Origin of the sequence: Phenylobacterium sp., assembly GCF_013822795.1 — a bacterium.
GTDB lineage: Bacteria > Pseudomonadota > Alphaproteobacteria > Caulobacterales > Caulobacteraceae > Phenylobacterium.
In genome coordinates, this window is record NZ_PNLB01000003.1 from 79,587 (window position 1) to 94,978 (window position 15,392).

At 67.5% G+C, this 15,392-nt stretch carries 17 protein-coding genes; 3 read left to right on the top strand and 14 right to left on the bottom strand.

Annotated elements, in window-relative coordinates:
* The first annotated feature begins 95 nt into the window (after window positions 1–95).
* Entirely contained in the window at window positions 96–707 is a 612-nt protein-coding gene (locus C0481_RS03455) for a glutathione S-transferase family protein (protein ID WP_293400708.1), read from the top strand.
* On the opposite strand, the gene C0481_RS03460 is transcribed toward C0481_RS03455, so the two are convergent.
* Window positions 704–1,591: a hypothetical protein gene (locus C0481_RS03460; protein ID WP_293400710.1), complete on the bottom strand. Its 888-nt coding sequence runs from the start codon at window positions 1,589–1,591 to the stop codon at window positions 704–706. The genes C0481_RS03455 and C0481_RS03460 overlap by 4 nt on opposite strands.
* Before the next feature lie 129 nt (window positions 1,592–1,720).
* On the opposite strand from C0481_RS03460, the gene trmFO reads away from it, so the two are divergent.
* A complete protein-coding gene (gene trmFO / locus C0481_RS03465; protein WP_293400712.1) occupies window positions 1,721–3,127 on the top strand; it encodes a methylenetetrahydrofolate--tRNA-(uracil(54)-C(5))-methyltransferase (FADH(2)-oxidizing) TrmFO in 1,407 nt (468 codons plus the stop codon).
* Between the two features lie 3 nt (window positions 3,128–3,130).
* Here the strand turns inward: trmFO and C0481_RS03470 are convergent, their stop codons facing one another.
* The 6 genes from C0481_RS03470 to yajC all read right to left on the bottom strand — a co-directional run bounded on the left by C0481_RS03470 (window position 3,131) and on the right by yajC (window position 7,848).
* The gene (locus C0481_RS03470) at window positions 3,131–3,823 is read right to left on the bottom strand and encodes a squalene/phytoene synthase family protein (RefSeq protein WP_293400714.1); all 693 of its coding nucleotides are present in this window, start codon (window positions 3,821–3,823) and stop codon (window positions 3,131–3,133) included.
* Between the two features lie 62 nt (window positions 3,824–3,885).
* The gene (locus C0481_RS03475) at window positions 3,886–4,491 is read right to left on the bottom strand and encodes a urate hydroxylase PuuD (RefSeq protein WP_293400716.1); all 606 of its coding nucleotides are present in this window, start codon (window positions 4,489–4,491) and stop codon (window positions 3,886–3,888) included.
* A gap of 72 nt (window positions 4,492–4,563) precedes the next feature.
* Entirely contained in the window at window positions 4,564–4,923 is a 360-nt protein-coding gene (locus C0481_RS03480) for an Mth938-like domain-containing protein (RefSeq protein WP_293400718.1), read from the bottom strand.
* Window positions 4,924–4,930: 7 nt separating this feature from the next.
* Window positions 4,931–5,869 (bottom strand): protein translocase subunit SecF, encoded by a 939-nt coding sequence (gene secF / locus C0481_RS03485; RefSeq protein WP_293400720.1) that lies wholly within the window; start codon window positions 5,867–5,869, stop codon window positions 4,931–4,933.
* A gap of 11 nt (window positions 5,870–5,880) precedes the next feature.
* Window positions 5,881–7,482, bottom strand: a complete 1,602-nt coding sequence (secD, locus tag C0481_RS03490) for a protein translocase subunit SecD (protein ID WP_293400722.1) — start codon at window positions 7,480–7,482, stop codon at window positions 5,881–5,883.
* 15 nt (window positions 7,483–7,497) lie between these two features.
* Window positions 7,498–7,848 (bottom strand): preprotein translocase subunit YajC, encoded by a 351-nt coding sequence (gene yajC / locus C0481_RS03495; protein ID WP_267229736.1) that lies wholly within the window; start codon window positions 7,846–7,848, stop codon window positions 7,498–7,500.
* Between the two features lie 116 nt (window positions 7,849–7,964).
* Here yajC and C0481_RS03500 point away from each other — a divergent pair, with 116 nt between their 5' ends.
* Window positions 7,965–8,804 carry an ATP-binding protein gene (locus C0481_RS03500; RefSeq protein WP_293401050.1) on the top strand — a complete coding sequence of 280 codons (840 nt, stop codon included), beginning with the start codon at window positions 7,965–7,967 and terminating at the stop codon, window positions 8,802–8,804.
* Window positions 8,805–8,844: 40 nt separating this feature from the next.
* Here C0481_RS03500 and C0481_RS03505 read toward each other — a convergent pair whose 3' ends face one another.
* The 7 genes from C0481_RS03505 to C0481_RS03535 form a co-directional block, all read right to left on the bottom strand.
* On the bottom strand, window positions 8,845–10,698 hold the full coding sequence (locus C0481_RS03505) for a LysM peptidoglycan-binding domain-containing protein (protein ID WP_293400727.1): 1,854 nt from the start codon (window positions 10,696–10,698) through the stop codon (window positions 8,845–8,847).
* A 94-nt stretch (window positions 10,699–10,792) separates the two neighbouring features.
* Window positions 10,793–11,461, bottom strand: a complete 669-nt coding sequence (locus C0481_RS03510) for a protein-L-isoaspartate(D-aspartate) O-methyltransferase (protein WP_293400729.1) — start codon at window positions 11,459–11,461, stop codon at window positions 10,793–10,795.
* A 7-nt stretch (window positions 11,462–11,468) separates the two neighbouring features.
* Window positions 11,469–12,248, bottom strand: a complete 780-nt coding sequence (surE, locus tag C0481_RS03515) for a 5'/3'-nucleotidase SurE (RefSeq protein WP_293400731.1) — start codon at window positions 12,246–12,248, stop codon at window positions 11,469–11,471.
* Entirely contained in the window at window positions 12,245–13,522 is a 1,278-nt protein-coding gene (gene serS / locus C0481_RS03520; RefSeq protein WP_293400733.1) for a serine--tRNA ligase, read from the bottom strand. Before serS ends, surE begins: the two co-directional genes overlap by 4 nt.
* 71 nt (window positions 13,523–13,593) lie before the next feature.
* Window positions 13,594–14,529: a twin-arginine translocase subunit TatC gene (gene tatC / locus C0481_RS03525; protein WP_293400736.1), complete on the bottom strand. Its 936-nt coding sequence runs from the start codon at window positions 14,527–14,529 to the stop codon at window positions 13,594–13,596.
* Complete coding sequence (tatB, locus tag C0481_RS03530) at window positions 14,526–15,035, bottom strand: Sec-independent protein translocase protein TatB (protein ID WP_293400738.1); 510 nt, start codon at window positions 15,033–15,035, stop codon at window positions 14,526–14,528. Before tatB ends, tatC begins: the two co-directional genes overlap by 4 nt.
* Before the next feature lie 77 nt (window positions 15,036–15,112).
* Entirely contained in the window at window positions 15,113–15,319 is a 207-nt protein-coding gene (locus C0481_RS03535) for a twin-arginine translocase TatA/TatE family subunit (protein ID WP_183769598.1), read from the bottom strand.
* Between the last annotated feature and the right edge of the window lie 73 nt (window positions 15,320–15,392).

The following is a 15,392-nucleotide window of genomic DNA, read 5'->3' on the forward strand; positions in this document are numbered from 1 at the left end:
GCAGGCCGCCGCTGACGCCAGGGAATGACGCTTGCATTCAAACGCGTGTTCGAAATAGCCTCGCTCCATACTTAAGAAGATTAGGGAGCGACCCAATGAAACTTTACGGCGCGCCGATGCCGGCGCCGAACCCCCGCCGCGTGCGCATCTTCCTGGCCGAGAAGGGCGTCGAGCTGCCCGAGACGCCGGTCAACATGATGAAGCGCGAGCACAAATCGGCCGAATTCCGGGCCAAGAACTCCATGGGCCAGTTGCCGGCCCTCGAACTGGACGACGGGACCTGCATTTCCGAGACCGTCGCCATCTGCCGCTACTTCGAAGAGACCCACCCCGAGCCGCCGCTGTTCGGCCGCACGGCAGTCGAGAAGGCGTTGGTCGATCAGTGGATCCGCCGCGTCGAGTTCGCGGTGATGATGCCGGTCGGCAACTTCTGGCGCCACGCGCACCCGTACACGGCCGCGCTGCTGACCCAGTTCAAGGACTTCGGCGAATCCAACAAGGAGACCTACCAGGGCGCCCAGAAGTATCTGGACCGCGAATTGGAAGGCCGCGAGTTCCTGGTCGGCGACAGCTACACCATGGCCGACATCTGCCTGCTCTCGACGGTCGATTTCGCCGAGTGGATCGGCCTGCCGGTCGAGGACGAATTCGCCAACCTCAAGGCCTGGCGCGAGCGGGTGAAGGCCCGGCCGAGCGCCGACGCCTAGGCGTCGGCCGCCTTGGTGAGCCCCCGATACGCCACCGCGGCGGGGGCGATCACCACAGCGTAGTAGATCGCCGTCAGCCAGCCGGAGACCAGCAGATAGAGCACGGTGGTCAGGGTGAAGTAGGACTGCACGGACGTGCTGTCGGGGCTGAACATTTTGCCAGCCTCTTGAAGATTGCCGCCCTTGGCGATGGCGACGGCCGCCGCGAAGATCACCAGCACCAGCAGCGACATGGCGATGATGCCGCAGATCGCCAGGCCGTAGGCGCCGGTCAGCTTCCAGAACTGGCCCTTGGTCAGCCGCCAGGAGTCGAAGATCGCCAGGCGATGCTCGGAGAAGGTGATCGCGGGGGCCAACGACAGCCGGACGGCCGTATAGAACAGGACCCCCAGGATGAAGAACTCGATGACAATGCCCATCATCGCGCCGGCGCCCTGGCCAGCAACCGCCATCACCAGGGCTGCAATCAAGCCGGCCACCAGCACCGCGCCGATCGTCGCGAGGAGGACCAGCATGAAGTAGACGCCAGTCAGCGCCGCAAGCCGAGCCTCGTCCGCGCCCAACTTCAAATACGCGAAGCCGCGATCCTCAGGACGCAGGGTCACGCGATAGACCGCCGCCGCCATCACGCATTGGAACAGCAACCCGACGATCATCATCGGGAACAGCACGGCGAGCATTTCGCCTAGAGCAGCCAGGTTCGGCGTGTCGGCCGGCCCTGCGTCCAGCATCGCGCTGGCCTCCCGCCCGACGGTCGTCAGGTAGATGGCGCTGCAGACGCTGACGAGGAAGCACAGCACCGCCCAGACGAGAACCGTCCTTGGGCGTTCGCGCGTCAGTCGGAAACCCTCGAAAGCGGCGTCAGTCGCCGAAAACGCGCTCATCACAATCCTCTGGCCAAGCCGTCGCTAATAACGAGTCGGCCTCTGTTTGGCTGCGGATTCTGGTGGGGGAGTTCAACCTTCGCAAGGCCCCGCTCGCGAAGTGTTACGATCGTTGCTAGTTAGTCACGCATGTCGAACCAACCAGTACATATCGTCGGCGGGGGCCTGGCCGGTTCCGAAGCCGCTTGGCAAGTCGCCCAGGCCGGAGTTCCGGTCGTCCTGCATGAGATGCGCCCGGTCCGGAAGACCGACGCGCACCAGACCGACGGCCTGGCCGAGCTGGTCTGCTCCAACTCGTTCCGCGCCGACGACTGGACCGGCAACGCGGTCGGCCTGCTGCACGCCGAGATGCGCAAGCTGGACTCGATCATCATGGGCTGCGGCGACGCCAACCAGGTGCCGGCCGGCGGCGCCCTGGCCGTCGACCGTGACGGCTTCTCGCAAGCTGTCACCGCGCGGCTGGAAGCCCATCCGCTGGTCACCATCGAACGCGAAGAGATCGCCGGCCTGCCGCCGGCCGAGTGGGACAACGTCATCGTCGCCACCGGGCCGCTGACCTCCCCGGCCCTGTCCGAGGCGATCTTGCAGCTGACCGGCGAAGGCGAGCTGGCCTTCTTCGACGCCATCGCCCCGATCGTGAACTTCGAGTCGATCGACATGGACGTCTGCTGGCGTCAGTCGCGCTACGACAAGGCCGGCCCGGCCGGCGACACCGCCGCCTACATCAACTGCCCGATGGACAAGGCGCAGTACGAGGCCTTCATTGACGCCCTGCTGGCCGGCCCGAAGTCCGAATTCAAGGACTGGGAGAACGTCCCCTATTTCGACGGCTGCCTGCCGATCGAGGTGATGGCCGAGCGCGGCCGCGAGACCCTGCGCCACGGGCCGATGAAGCCCGTCGGCCTGACCAACGCCCACAATCCGGAGGTGAAGGCCTACGCCATCGTCCAGCTGCGCCAGGACAATGCGCTTGGCACGCTGTGGAACATGGTCGGCTTCCAGACCAAGCTGAAGCACGGCGCCCAGACCGAGATCTTTCGGACCATCCCGGGTCTGGAGAAGGCCGTGTTCGCGCGCCTCGGCGGGCTGCACCGCAACACCTTCCTGAACAGCCCCAAGCTGCTCGACGGCCAACTGCGGATGAAGAACCAGCCGCGGCTGCGATTCGCCGGCCAGGTGACCGGGGTCGAAGGCTATGTCGAGAGCGCCGCCGTCGGCCTGCTGGCCGGCCGCTTCGCCGCCGCCGAGCGCCTCGGCCGTCCGATCGAAGCGCCGCCCGCGACCACCGCCCTGGGCGCCCTGATCGGCCATATCACCGGCGGCCACATCGACGCCGGCAAGGGCTCGTTCCAGCCGATGAACATCAACTACGGCCTGCTGCCGCCGATGGACGCCGCCGGCCCGAAACGACGCGAGGACGGCAGCCGCATCGGCGCCAAGGAGCGCGGTCGCAACAAGAAGCTGGCGGTCGGCGAGCGCGCCCTGGCCGATCTCGACGCCTGGGTCGCCGGCGCGCCGGCGCTGGCCGCCGAGTAGCCGCTAAAGCCGCCCGCGGGCGCTGGCCCAGAACAGGCGCAGGCGTGCCTCCAGCTCGGAGGCGCGCCGCCCCTGCGCGCGAACCCGGGCCAGGGTAGCGTGAGCGACGGCCGGGAAAGCAGCCACCGACATCCCCTGCCCGGCGGCCAGCGCCTCTGACAGCGCCGCTTGAGCGGCCTCCCCCTCCATGTCCGCGGTGCCCATCAGCAGGCCGATGGCCCACGCCTCGCCCGCCCGTTCAGCGCGGACGAGGTCGGCTTTCGGGTCGAGGATCAGCGCGACGGCGCGGGCCGCCCCGCCGGCCGAGCCACGCGCCCATTCAAGAGCGTCAGCAAGGTTCATCGGCGCCGCATCGAGCTCGCGGTAACGGGCCTCGATCATCGCCTCCAGCGGCTCGCGCGGCAGGGCGTGGCGGGCGATGGCGGCGGCCAGCGCCTGGGCCGTCGGATGCTGGCGGACGGGCCGTCCTTCGAACACCTCGTCCAGCACCTCGCGCCACCAGGTCAGGCGAATCTCGCCCATCAAGGCGTTGGACGCGACCTTCGGCGCGCGGGCCAGCTCATAGTCGAAGGCGTAGACGGCCATGACATCGGCGCGAGCGGCAGGATCGGCGATGAAGCGGCTGGACAGCCAGCGCTCCGGATCGAGGCGGCGGGCCTGATCGTCGAGGTCGGCGGCGGGTTGGGTCTCGGACATCTCACACAAGCAAAAGGCCCGCCGGGTGGGGCGGGCCTTCCGATCTTAGACGTGTTCGGCGACTAGCCGAAGATGGTCTGGTTCATGGTCATGGTGACCAGCATCGGCAGCGACAGCAGCGTGTTGGTGCGCGAGAACAGCATGGCCAGCTTGCCGGCCTTGGCCTTGGCGTCAGCGTCGCCTTCGACGATGCCCAGGGCGATCTTCTGGTTCGGCCAGATGAAGACCCAGACGTTGAAGAACATGATCGTGGCCAGCCACATGCCGACGCCGATGAAGGTGTGCTGCGGCACCGAGAAGCCGTCCAGCGCGCCCAGGGTGAAGGCCTGGAACAGGTAGCCGCGGTTGAAGGCGAGGATCACGCCCATGATCCAGGTGGCCAGCGCCGCATAGCGGAACCAGAACAGCGCCTCGGGGGCGATGTACTTGGAAACGGCGGGCTTCAGCTCGGCCGGGATGTCCGGCATTTTCCGGATCTGGACGAAGTTGAAGTAGTACAGCAGCCCGATCCAGAGGATGCCGAAGAAGGTGTGCATCCAGCGGAACACCGCCTGCCAGAAGATCGCGTCAGCCGAGCCGTAGTGGCTCATGTAACCAACGACCATGATCACAGCGAGCAGGAAGCTCACGATCATGGTGTTGCGGAAGTTGGACAGCAGTCCCTGCATTGTCGATGCCCCTCAAGTTTCCAGCCCTGAAGACTGGGTATAGGGCGCTTCGCAGCAGTCGAAAAGCCAAGCTTAGACGGCGATCAGGGCGGCCGCGAGCTTGCGGCCTTCGGCCGTGAGGATGTTGTAAAGTCGGCAGGCGGCCGGCGTATCCATGAATTCCAGGCCGATACCGGCCCGCTGCAGCGCCTCGCGTACCGCGCGCGGGGGCAAGGCGTTGTGCATCCCCGCGCCCAGCAGCACGAACTCGACGTCGCCGCGGCCGGCGGCGATGATGTCCGCGAAGTGGTCCGGCGACAGTTCGCCCATCGTGCGGACGGGCCAGACCCTGGCCTCGTCGCGCACGATCAGCAGGGAGCCCTCGTGGCGACCGGTGGAGAGGCGGAAGCCGCCATCTCCGTAAGCGTCGATCTGAGGCGCGTCCCGAGCCATGGCGCGCCTAGCGGGCGGCCATGGGCTTGAGCGGCTCGGCCGGCTCGTCGCCGCGCTTCACACCCCAGAGCAGGATGATCGGCAGGGCCACGTAGATCGACGAGTAGGTGCCGACGATGACGCCGAACACCATGGTCACGACCAGCGGCAGCAGCACGGGGCCGCCGAAGAACACCGCGCCGGACAGGGCCAGGATCGCCGTGCTGCCGGTGATCAGGGTCCGCGACAGACGCTCGTTCTCGGACTTGTTGATGATGTCCGCCAGCGGCGCGGTCTTGTACTTGCGCAGGTTCTCGCGGAGCCGGTCGAAGGTGATGACCTTCTCGTTCATCGAGTAGCCGATGACGGTCAGCAACGCGGCGATCGAGGTCATCGAGAACTCGAGATGGGTCAGCGACAGCATGCCCAAGGTCAGCAGCACGTCGTGGAACACGCCCACGACCGCGCCGAGGCCGAACTGCAGCTGGAACCGGAACCAGATGTAGAGCAGCATCAGGAACACCGCGACGCCCAGCGCCATGAAGCCGCTGGTCATCAGCTCGCCGGAGACCTTGGGCCCGACGACTTCGACCTTCTTGAAGGTGATGCCGGGGAAAGTCTTGCTGAGCTCAGTCTTGATGCGCTCGGCGCCGTCGACGGGATTGACGCCCTCGGCGGTGCGGAAGCGCAGCATGGCGCTGTTGGGCGAGCCCATCTGCTGGACCTGGGCGTCTTCACCGCCCACCCGCATCATGGTCTGACGCAGTTGGCCGATGTCGGCCGGGCCCGGGGTCTGCACCTCGATCATCGAACCGCCGATGAAGTCGATGCCCAGGTTCAGGCCCTTGGTGAAGAACGACACGCCCGAGAGCACGATGAGGATCGCCGAGAAGATCGCCGCATAGGGCGCCAGGCGCACGAAGTTGAAGTGGAATTCGCGCGGCAGGAGTCGGATCAGAGGCCACATGTTCTCAAATCCTAGACGATCGGCAGCGCCTTCGGCCGGGTGGCGCGGAACCACAGACCGATAAGCACTTGAGTGATGACGACGGCGGTGAACACCGAGGTGACGACCCCGATGAGCAGCGTCCAGGCGAAGCCGCGGATCGGGCCGGAGCCGAACTGGAACATGATCAGCGCGGAAATGGCGCTGGTGATGTTGGCGTCCATGATCGAAACCAAGGCCAGTGAGTAGCCATGCTCCAAGGCCGAGATCGGCGATCTGCCGGCGTGGGCCTCGTCGCGTATCCGTTCATAGATGAGCACGTTGGCGTCGACCGCCACCGCCAATGTCAGGATCAGGCCGGCGATGCCGGGGAAGGTCAGCGTCGCCTGGGTGAGCGACATGATCCCCAAGATCAGCAGCACGTTGACGATCAAGGCGATGGCCGAGAAGACGCCGAACAGGCCATAGGCCAGGATGATGAAGACGATGATCGCCACGCCGCCGATGGCCAGCGAGATGATCCCCGCCTTCACGGCGTCGGCCCCGAGTTCGGCGCCGACCGTGGACTGCTGTTCGACCTTCAGCGGAGCCGGCAGCGCGCCGGCGCGCAGCAGGATCGCCAGGTCGTTGGCGGTCTGCGGCGTGAAGCTGCCGCTGATCTGGCCGTTGCCGCCAGTGATCGCGCTCTGGATGACCGGGGCGGAGATCACTTTGTTGTCGAGCACGATGGCGAAGCGCTTGCCGAGGTTCTGGGAGGTGGCGTCGGCGAACCGGCGCGCGCCCTGTCCGTTGAAGCGGAACGACACCACGGGCTGGCCGCTCTGTTGGTCGAACCCTTGCTGGGCGTCGGTCAGCATCTCGCCGGTGACCAGCGCGCGCTTCTTCAGAACGTAAGACTGGGTGGAGCCGTCGTCGCTCTCATAGACGGCCGATCCGGGCGGCACCCGGCCGGCGGCCATGTCTTCCGGCGTGACACTGTCGTCGACCATCTGGAAGGTCAGCTTGGCGGTCTGGCCGATGACGTCGCGCAGACGTTGCGGGTCGCTCTCGCCCGGGGCCTGAACGACGATGCGGTTGACGCCCTGGCGAACGATGGTCGGTTCCTTGGTGCCGAGTTCGTCGATCCGGCGGCGCAGGATCTCGATCGACTGATCGACGGCGCGGCCGGCCTCGGCGTTCATCGCGTCCTGGGACAGCGACAGCACAATGCGCCCGCCGCCGGCCGAGGAAACCGAGATGCCGCTGCCGCCCGGCGTCGAGGCCGAAGCCGCCGCCACCGTGCTGCGCAGCTTGTTGACCGCCGTGTTCGCCTGGGCCGGGTCGTTGATCAGGACGCTGACCTGATCATTGACCAGCCGCAGCTCTGCGAACTGGATATTGGCCTCGCGCAGCTGGGTGCGCACGTCTTCCAGCAGGTTGGTGAGCCGCTCCTGCTTGAGCGCAGCGGTGTCCACTTCCAGCAGGAGGTGCGAGCCCCCCTGCAGGTCCAGGCCGAGATTAAGGGTCTGCTTGGGCATGAAGCCCGGCAGGCTGTCGCGCACATCGGCGGGCAGCACGTTCGGCAGGGTGAACACCACGCCGAAGATCGCCGCGAACACGACGGCGATCACCTTCCAGCGCGAGAGATTGATCATGTGTACTTCGAGCCCTTAGGCCTTGGAGTCGTTGGCGGGGGCCGGTTCGCCGCGGACACGGACCTCGGCGATCATGCCCTTCACCACCTTGACGGTGACGCCTTGGGCGATTTCGAGGCCGATTTCCTTGTCCTCGACCCGCACCACCTTGCCGACCACGCCCGAGTTCAGCACGACGGTGTCGTTGCGCTTCAGGTTGGTGATCATCTGCTGGTGCTGTTTCATCCGGCGCTGCTGCGGGCGGATCATCAGGAAGTAGAAGAGAACGACCAGGCCGACCAGCGGCAGGAACTGGATCAACAGATCCTGCGGGCCGCCCGTGGGGGCGCCGGCGGCGGTCTGGGCGAAGGCGGGCGTGGCGAACATGGCGCTCCGAAGCTCAATAGTCGGGCGCGTCTCGGCCCGGTTTTTCAGGTCGGCGGAAGCTATGCGCTGCGTCTTCGTTTTGCAATGGAAGCGCCGTGCGGCTAAGCACCTTCGCCATGGAAGACGCGTTGAAACCTGTTCTCGTCCGCATCGCCGAAGCCCTTGAGCGACTGGCTCCCCCGGCCAAGGTAGCCCCTTCGTTCGACGGAGCGCGCCTGTTCCGCCACGATCCCGTGACCGGCGCCTTCCATCCAGCGCCCGACTATCCGCTGTCGCTCGCTTCCCTGCTCGGCATCGAACGGCAGAAGGAACGGTTCCTGGAGAACCTGCAGCGCTTCGCGCGCGGCCTGCCCAGCAACCACGTGCTGCTATGGGGCGTGCGCGGCACCGGCAAGAGCTCGATCTCCAAGGCCGCGTTCATGCAGGTGTCGCAGGACGCGCCCGACCTGAAGCTGGTCGAGGTCGACCGCGACCAGGTCACCGAGCTGCCGGCGCTGTTCGATGAGTTGCGCGGGCGGCCCGAACGCTTCGTGGTGCTCTGCGACGACCTCTCGTTCGAGGAAGGCGCGGCCGCCGCCAAGGCCCTGAAGTCGGCGCTGGAAGGCGGCGTCTCCGGTCCGCCGAGCAACGTGCTGTTCGTGGCGACCTCGAACCGTCGCCACCTGATGCCGCGCACCAACACCGAGGACCGCGGCCTGGTCGCCTCGGCCGAGGACGCCGAGGAAGAGGTCAGCGTGTCCGACCGCTTCGGTCTGTGGATCGGCTTTCCACCGATGGACCAGACGACCTACCTGGCCGCCGTCAACGCCTATGCCGTGCGCTACGGCCTATCGGCACCCGACCTCGACCGCCGGGCCCTGCAATGGGCGCAGCTGCGCGGCTCGCGCTCCGGGCGCGTGGCCTACCAGTTCATCCGCGACCTGGCTGGCGAGCAGGGCAAGCACCTGCCGCTGTAACAGAAGCCCTCCCCGATAGGGAGGGCCTCGCCGCGCCCCACTACTTCGGCAGCACCAACTTGGGATCGATCGGCCGCGCGCGTTCCTGCGGCGTCGGGGCATAGCGCACCTCGAAGTGCAGCTGCGGCTCGGACACGCCGCCGGTCGAGCCGACTTGGCCGACCTGCTGCCCCTGCACGACCTTCTGCTGCATCTTCACGTCGACCCGAGCCAGGTGGCCATAGGCGGTGACCCAACCGTCCGAGTGCTTGATCAGCACCAGATTGCCGAAGCCCGGCACCTGGTCGCCGGCATAGACGACATCGCCCGCCGCCGAGGCTCGGACGGTCTCGCCCTGCGGGCTGCGGATGTTGACGCCGTCGTTGCGCTGTCCGGTGCCCTTGGGGCCGTAGTCCGAAACGATGTCGCCGCGAACCGGCCAGACGAATCGGCCGCGTCCGAAGCTTGAGATCTGCGCGTCGGTCGGCGTTCCACTGGTCGGGGCCGGCGTGCTCGGCGTCGGAGCCGGCGTCACGGGCTTCGGCGGCGGCGGCGGCGCGGGCCGGACGGGCGTCGGATAGGCAGGCGCGGGCGTCGTCGCCGGCGGCGGCGTGTAGGGCGGCGGCGGCGTCGTGGCCGCAGGCGGCGTGTACGGCGCAGGCGCAGGCGCAGGAGGCGTGTAAGGCGGCGGCGCCGGTGTCGGCGTCGGGCGCGGCGCGGCGACCTCCTCGCGGATCGGTCCGCGGTCGCGATAACCCGTGGGCAGGATCACCTGGCGGCCAGCCTTGATCGACGCCCCGACCCGCAGGCCGTTGGCCTCGGCCAGCGCCTTCTGAGTGACGCCGAAGCGGCGGGCGATCAGGGCCAGGGTGTCGCCCTGCCCGGCCACGTAGGCCTTGGCCTTGGTCGCCGGCCCCTTGAGCACCTGACCCGGCTGCAGCGCATAGGGCGCCTTCAGCTTGTTGTCGTCAGCCAGATCCTTGCGGGTGGTGTCGAGGTCGCGAGCGATGGCGTCGAGGTTGTCGCCCTTCTTGACCGTGTAGGTCTTCGGCTTGCCGGCGGTGTCGACGACCTTGCCGGTCACGCGCATGCGAACGGTGGTGGCGGGCGCCTCCACGACGGGCGGCGGCGCAGGCGGGGTGACGCGCGGCGGCGGCGTATACGGCGGCGTGCTCGCGGGCGGCGTATACGGCGTGCTCGCTGGCGGCGGCGGTTCGTAGCCGCTGGAAGCGACCGGGACCTGGGTGCGGACGACCGTCGGCCCCTTGTCCTTGTAGCCATCCGGCAGGATCAGGCGCTGGCCGGGCGAGAGCGGCGCGTCGATGTCGCGCTCGTTGGCTTCGGCGATCGCCGCGGCGGTGACGCTGAAGCGGCGGGCGATGGCGAACAGAGTGTCCCCGGATTCCACCACATAGGCCTTGCTGTTGGCCGTGCGCGGGCCCTTCAGCACCTGGCCCGGACGCAGGGCGTAGGGCGGCTTGAGATTGTTGTCCTCGGCCAGCTGCTTGCGGTCGGCGCCGAGCGTGCGGGCGATGGCGTCGAGGTTATCGCCCTTCTTGACCGTGTAATCCTTGGCGGGTCCCGCAGTGTCGACCACCCTGCCCGCGACCGTCGTGCGGGTCACGGTCTGCATGACCGGCGGGGCCGGCGGCAGCGCTGACGTCGTCGCCGGCGGCGGCAGCGGGCGCGCCGGCTGGATGCTGGGCAGCAGCGTCGAGGACACCGGCGGCGTCGGGCGCGCCTCGGGCAGCGGCTCGGTCGGACGCGCGACTGCAGGCGGCGCGGGCGGCGGCTGGCTCGGCGCCGGAGTGGGCCGGGTCGGGAAATTCGGACGCACAGGCTCGACCGTGGTGCAGGCGGTCAACGCCGTGCCGGCCAGAAGGAATAGAACCGTACGCGAAAGAGAAAGCGTCATCGCCGCTCCGGGGAACATTGGATCGGAATCAGTCGAGGCGTCAGGGTTAATGATGGGTTACGGCCGACGCCCAGGCCACCCAATTAGTCGTACCTCACGGCTCCTTGGCGACGCCGTCGAGCAGAGGAACGAAGCGGACGTCAGTCATGTGTTCGGCCCGGAAGCCGCCCGCCCCGTCGCCGAGATAGCGGATCAACCTCTGCACCGGCCCCTTGCCCACCGGAGCGACCAGAATGCCCGAGGGTTTCAGTTGTGAAAGCAGGGCCTTGGGCTCATCCGGCGCCGCCGCTGTGACCAAAATGCGGTCAAAAGGCGCCTGCTCGGGCCAGCCGAGCCCGCCGTCGCCGAAGCGGGTGATGATGTTGGTCAGGCCGAGTTGCTTGAAGCGAGCCTCGGCTTCGCCCAGCAGGGTGCGGTAGCGCTCGACCGTGTAAACCAGCCGCGAGATCTTGGAGAGGATGGTGGTCTGGTAGCCAGAGCCGGTGCCGATCTCCAGCACGCGCGAACGCGGCTCGACCTGCAGGGCCTGGCTCATAAGGCCGACGATGAACGGCTGGCTGATCGTCTGGCCGCAGGCGATCGGCAGCGCCGAATCCTCGAACGCCCTTTCCTTGAAAAGGTCCGGGGTGAACAGCTCGCGCGGGGTCGACTCGAGCGCCGCCAGCACGGCCGGGTCGCTGACGCCCTGGGCGCGCAGCGACAGCACCAGTCGTGCGAGTTGGACGTCCCGCCCCTCTTCGCCGTTGTCGTCTTGCTTGCCCATATCCGCCTCAGACCTTCGGCGGCGCGCCCCCGAGCACGCCCTTCAGGCGAAAGACGGTTTCGGCGTGAGTCAGGTCGATATGCAAGGGGGTGACGGAAATCTTACCGTCGTAAATGGCCCGCAGATCGGTGCCGTCGGCCGGCTGCGACATTTCGTGGCGGAAGCCCATCCAGTAATAGTCGCGATTGCGCAGGTCGGTGCGCTTCTCGGCATGGCGCACGGCCACGTCGCGGAACGTCTGGCGGGTGACCTCGACCTCGGTGATCTCATCCGGCGCTCGCGAGGGGAAGTTGACGTTCATCACTACGTCCTTCGGCCAGCCGATCTCGACCAGCCGCTTGACGATGCCGGGGCCGAAGCGCTCGGCCGGGGCGAACATGTCCTGGCCGTCGACCAGCGGCCAGCCGGTCTGTGACAGCGCGATCGACGGGATGCCCATAGCCATGCCCTCGATGGCGCCTGCGACGGTGCCGGAGAGGGTGACGTCCTCGGCCAGGTTCGCGCCGCGATTGACCCCTGACAGCACCAGGTCAGGCCTTAAGCCGCCCATCAGCTCGGTGACAGCCAGCATCACGCAGTCGGTCGGCGTGCCGGTGGTGGCGAAGCGACGCTCGTCCAGCCGCCGCACCCGCACCGGATCGGACAGGGTCAGCGCCCGGCTGGCGCCGGACTGTTCATATTCCGGCGCGCAGATCCAGACATCGTCGGTCAGGGCGCGGGCGATGTTCTCCAGGGCGACGAGGCCTTCAGCATGGATGCCGTCGTCGTTGGTCAGGAGGATTTTCATGCGCCACCGATGTGCGTCAGGCCCGGAAGATAGCGGTGCAGCGCCTGCGGGATGGCGATGCGGCCCTTCTCGTCCTGATAGTTCTCCATGACAGCCACAAGCGTGCGGCCGACCGCCAGGCCCGAGCCGTTGAGGCTATGGACGAACCGGGTGCCCTTCTCGCCGGCCTTCTTGGTGCGCGCGTCCATGCGCCGCGCCTGGAAGTCCCCGCAGTTCGAGCAGGAGCTGATCTCGCGGTAGCGGCCCTCCGACGGGATCCAGACCTCGAGGTCGTAGGTCTTGCGGGCGCCGAAGCCCATGTCGCCGGTGCAGAGCAGCATGGTGCGGAACGGCAGCTCCAGCGCTTTGAGGACGGCCTCGGCACAGCCGACCATCCGCTCGTGCTCTTCCTCGGACTTGTCCGGAGCGGTGATCGAGACCAGCTCGACCTTGTAGAACTGGTGCTGGCGGATCATGCCGCGGGTGTCCCGGCCCGAGGCGCCGGCCTCCGAGCGGAAGCACGGCGTCAGCGCGGTCATGCGCAGCGGCAGCTCTTCCTCGGCGACGATCTGGCCCATGACCATGCTGGTCAGCGGCACCTCGGCGGTCGGGATCAGCCAGCGGCCGTCCGTGGTCTTGAAGAGGTCGTCGGCGAACTTCGGCAGCTTGTCGGTGCCATAGGCGGCCGCGTCGTTGACCAGCAGCGGGGGCGAAACCTCTGTGTAGCCGTGCTCCTGGGTCTGAAGGTCGAGCATGAACTGGCCGATGGCCCGTTCCAGCCGGGCGATCTGGCCCTTCAGCACCACGAAGCGCGCGCCGCTCATGCGGGCGGCGGCCTCGAAGTCGACGAAACCCAGCCCCTCGCCCAGATCGACGTGGTCCTTGGGATTGGAGATGGCGAAGGGCTCGCCCCAGCGGCGGACCTCGACGTTCTCGTGCTCGTCAGCGCCGACCGGCACGTTCGGCAGCGGGATGTTCGGCAGCGCGGCCAGCAGGTCGTGCAGCTCGGCGGAGACGGCGCGTTCCACCTCGGCCTGCTCGGCCAGCACGCCCTTGACCTGCTCGACCTCGGCCATCAGGCGCTGGGCCTCGGCCTCGTCCTTCTTGGCTTTGGCCTGGCCGATCAGCTTGGAGGCTTCGTTGCGGCGGCTCTGGGCGGTTTCCAGGGCGAGCTTGGCCGCGCGCAGCTTGGCGTCCAGTTCGATCGCCTGGGCGGCGGCGCCGGAACGGCCCTTCGCAGCCCACGCCTGCTCGTAAAGCTCCGGGGTTTCGCGAATGGCTCGGATATCGTGCATGGGGCCGCCACAGGTGGGAGTGAGCGGACTTCTCTAGAGCGCGTTGGTTAGCGGGCCAACCCCTCGCGCCCTCAGACGACCGCCACGTCCGTGCCCGCCTCGTCCTCTTCGCGCTTGCGGCGGATCTCGATCAGCCGCACGCACCAGATCGAGATTTCGTAAAGCAGGATGATCGGCACCGCGAGCATGGTCTGGCTGATCGGATCGGGCGGCGTGACGACAGCCGCAACCACGAACACCCCGACGATAGCGTAGCGGCGGCCCGACGACAGCGCCTTGGACGAGATCAGCCCGGCCATGCCCAATAGGGTCAGCACCACCGGCAGCTGGAAGCAGAGGCCGAAGGCCAACAGCAAGGTCGTCACCAGGCTCAGATAATCCGAGACCTTGGGCAGCAGTTCGACCGTCACCCCCGCATCGCCGACGATCTGCTGGGACAGCGAGAACCACAGCACGAACGGCAGGATCACGTAGTAGACCAGCGCTGCGCCCATCAGGAACAGGCTGGGCGAAGCCAGCAGGAACGGCAGGAAGGCTTTGCGTTCGCGCTTGTAGAGGCCGGGCGCGACGAAGCCGTAGACCTGCCAGGCCAGGACCGGGAAGGTCAGCACAACCGCGCCGAAACCGGCGAGCTTCAGCTTGGTGAAGAAGAACTCGAGCGGCGCGGTGAACACCAGCTTCAACTTCTCGGCGCCGGCGGCGTCAGGCACTTCGCGCGCGCCGATCAGAGCCAGGAACAGATCCTTGGTCCCGGACAGGAACTTGAGAATATCGAACCCGGCAGCCTGCTGGGCGTGCGCCGCCTGCTCGGCCGCCAGCAACTGGGCGGCGATGGCGAACGGGTGCAGCAGGAACATGTAGATCTGCTTGGAGAACCCGAAGCAGATGGCGAATCCGATCGCCATGGCCAGCACGCAGACGATCAGCCGCGAGCGCAGCTCGACCAGGTGATCGAGAAGCGGGGCGCGCGAGGCCTCGATCTCGGAGTCGTCTTCCTGGTAGCTCACGCCTTGGCTCCCGCCTTGGGCTTGGCCTTCGCCGGTTTGGCGGCGGCGGCCTTGGGTTTCGCGGCGGACTCGGTCTTGGGCTTGGCCGCGCGCGGCGCGCGCGGCTTGGCTTCCTTGACGATCGGCGCGGCGGCCGGGGCCGGCTCGGGCTCCGAAGCCGGCGGCTCGTAGGCCTGGCTGATCGACGGCGGGAACTGCACGCCGCCCCCCTCGAGGCTGTCGCCGATCTCTTTGAAGACCTGGTCGACCTGAGCCTTGGACGCGTCCGCCGCGGCGTCGGCGATCTGGCCGCGGCGCATGGCTTCGACTTCCTTGCGGAGCTCGTCCAGTTCGGACTGGCGCGCCATCTCGTCGAAGCTGGCGCGGAACTCATTGGCCATGCCGCGGATCTTGGCCGTGAATTGGCCGAGCTTGCGCAGCATGACAGGCAAGTCCTTGGGTCCCACGACGATCAGAGCGACCGCCGCGATGACCAGGAGTTCAAGCCCGCCGATCTCGGGAAGCATTCGTAAGGCAGCCTAGACGTAAGAGCCCGCGCCGATCGGAACCGGCGCGGGCGAAATGTTGGACGGGACGGACGCGGTTAGCCGCGCGCTTCGTCCTTCTCGCGTTCGGTGTTCGGCAGCGGCTTGCTCTCCGCGGAGGTCGGCTCGTCCTTCAGGCCGTCACGGAAGGCGCGGATGCCCTTGGCGGCGTCGCCCATGATGCCCGAAAGCTTGCCGCGGCCGCCGAACAGCAGCGCCACGACGACCAGAACGATCAGCCAGTGCCAAATCGAAAATGAGCCCATCAGGCCAAACTCCTTAACGTCGGCGGCCACCCTCGGCCGCGCGCCCGCTCTCTGTTGTGAACGGAATATAGTC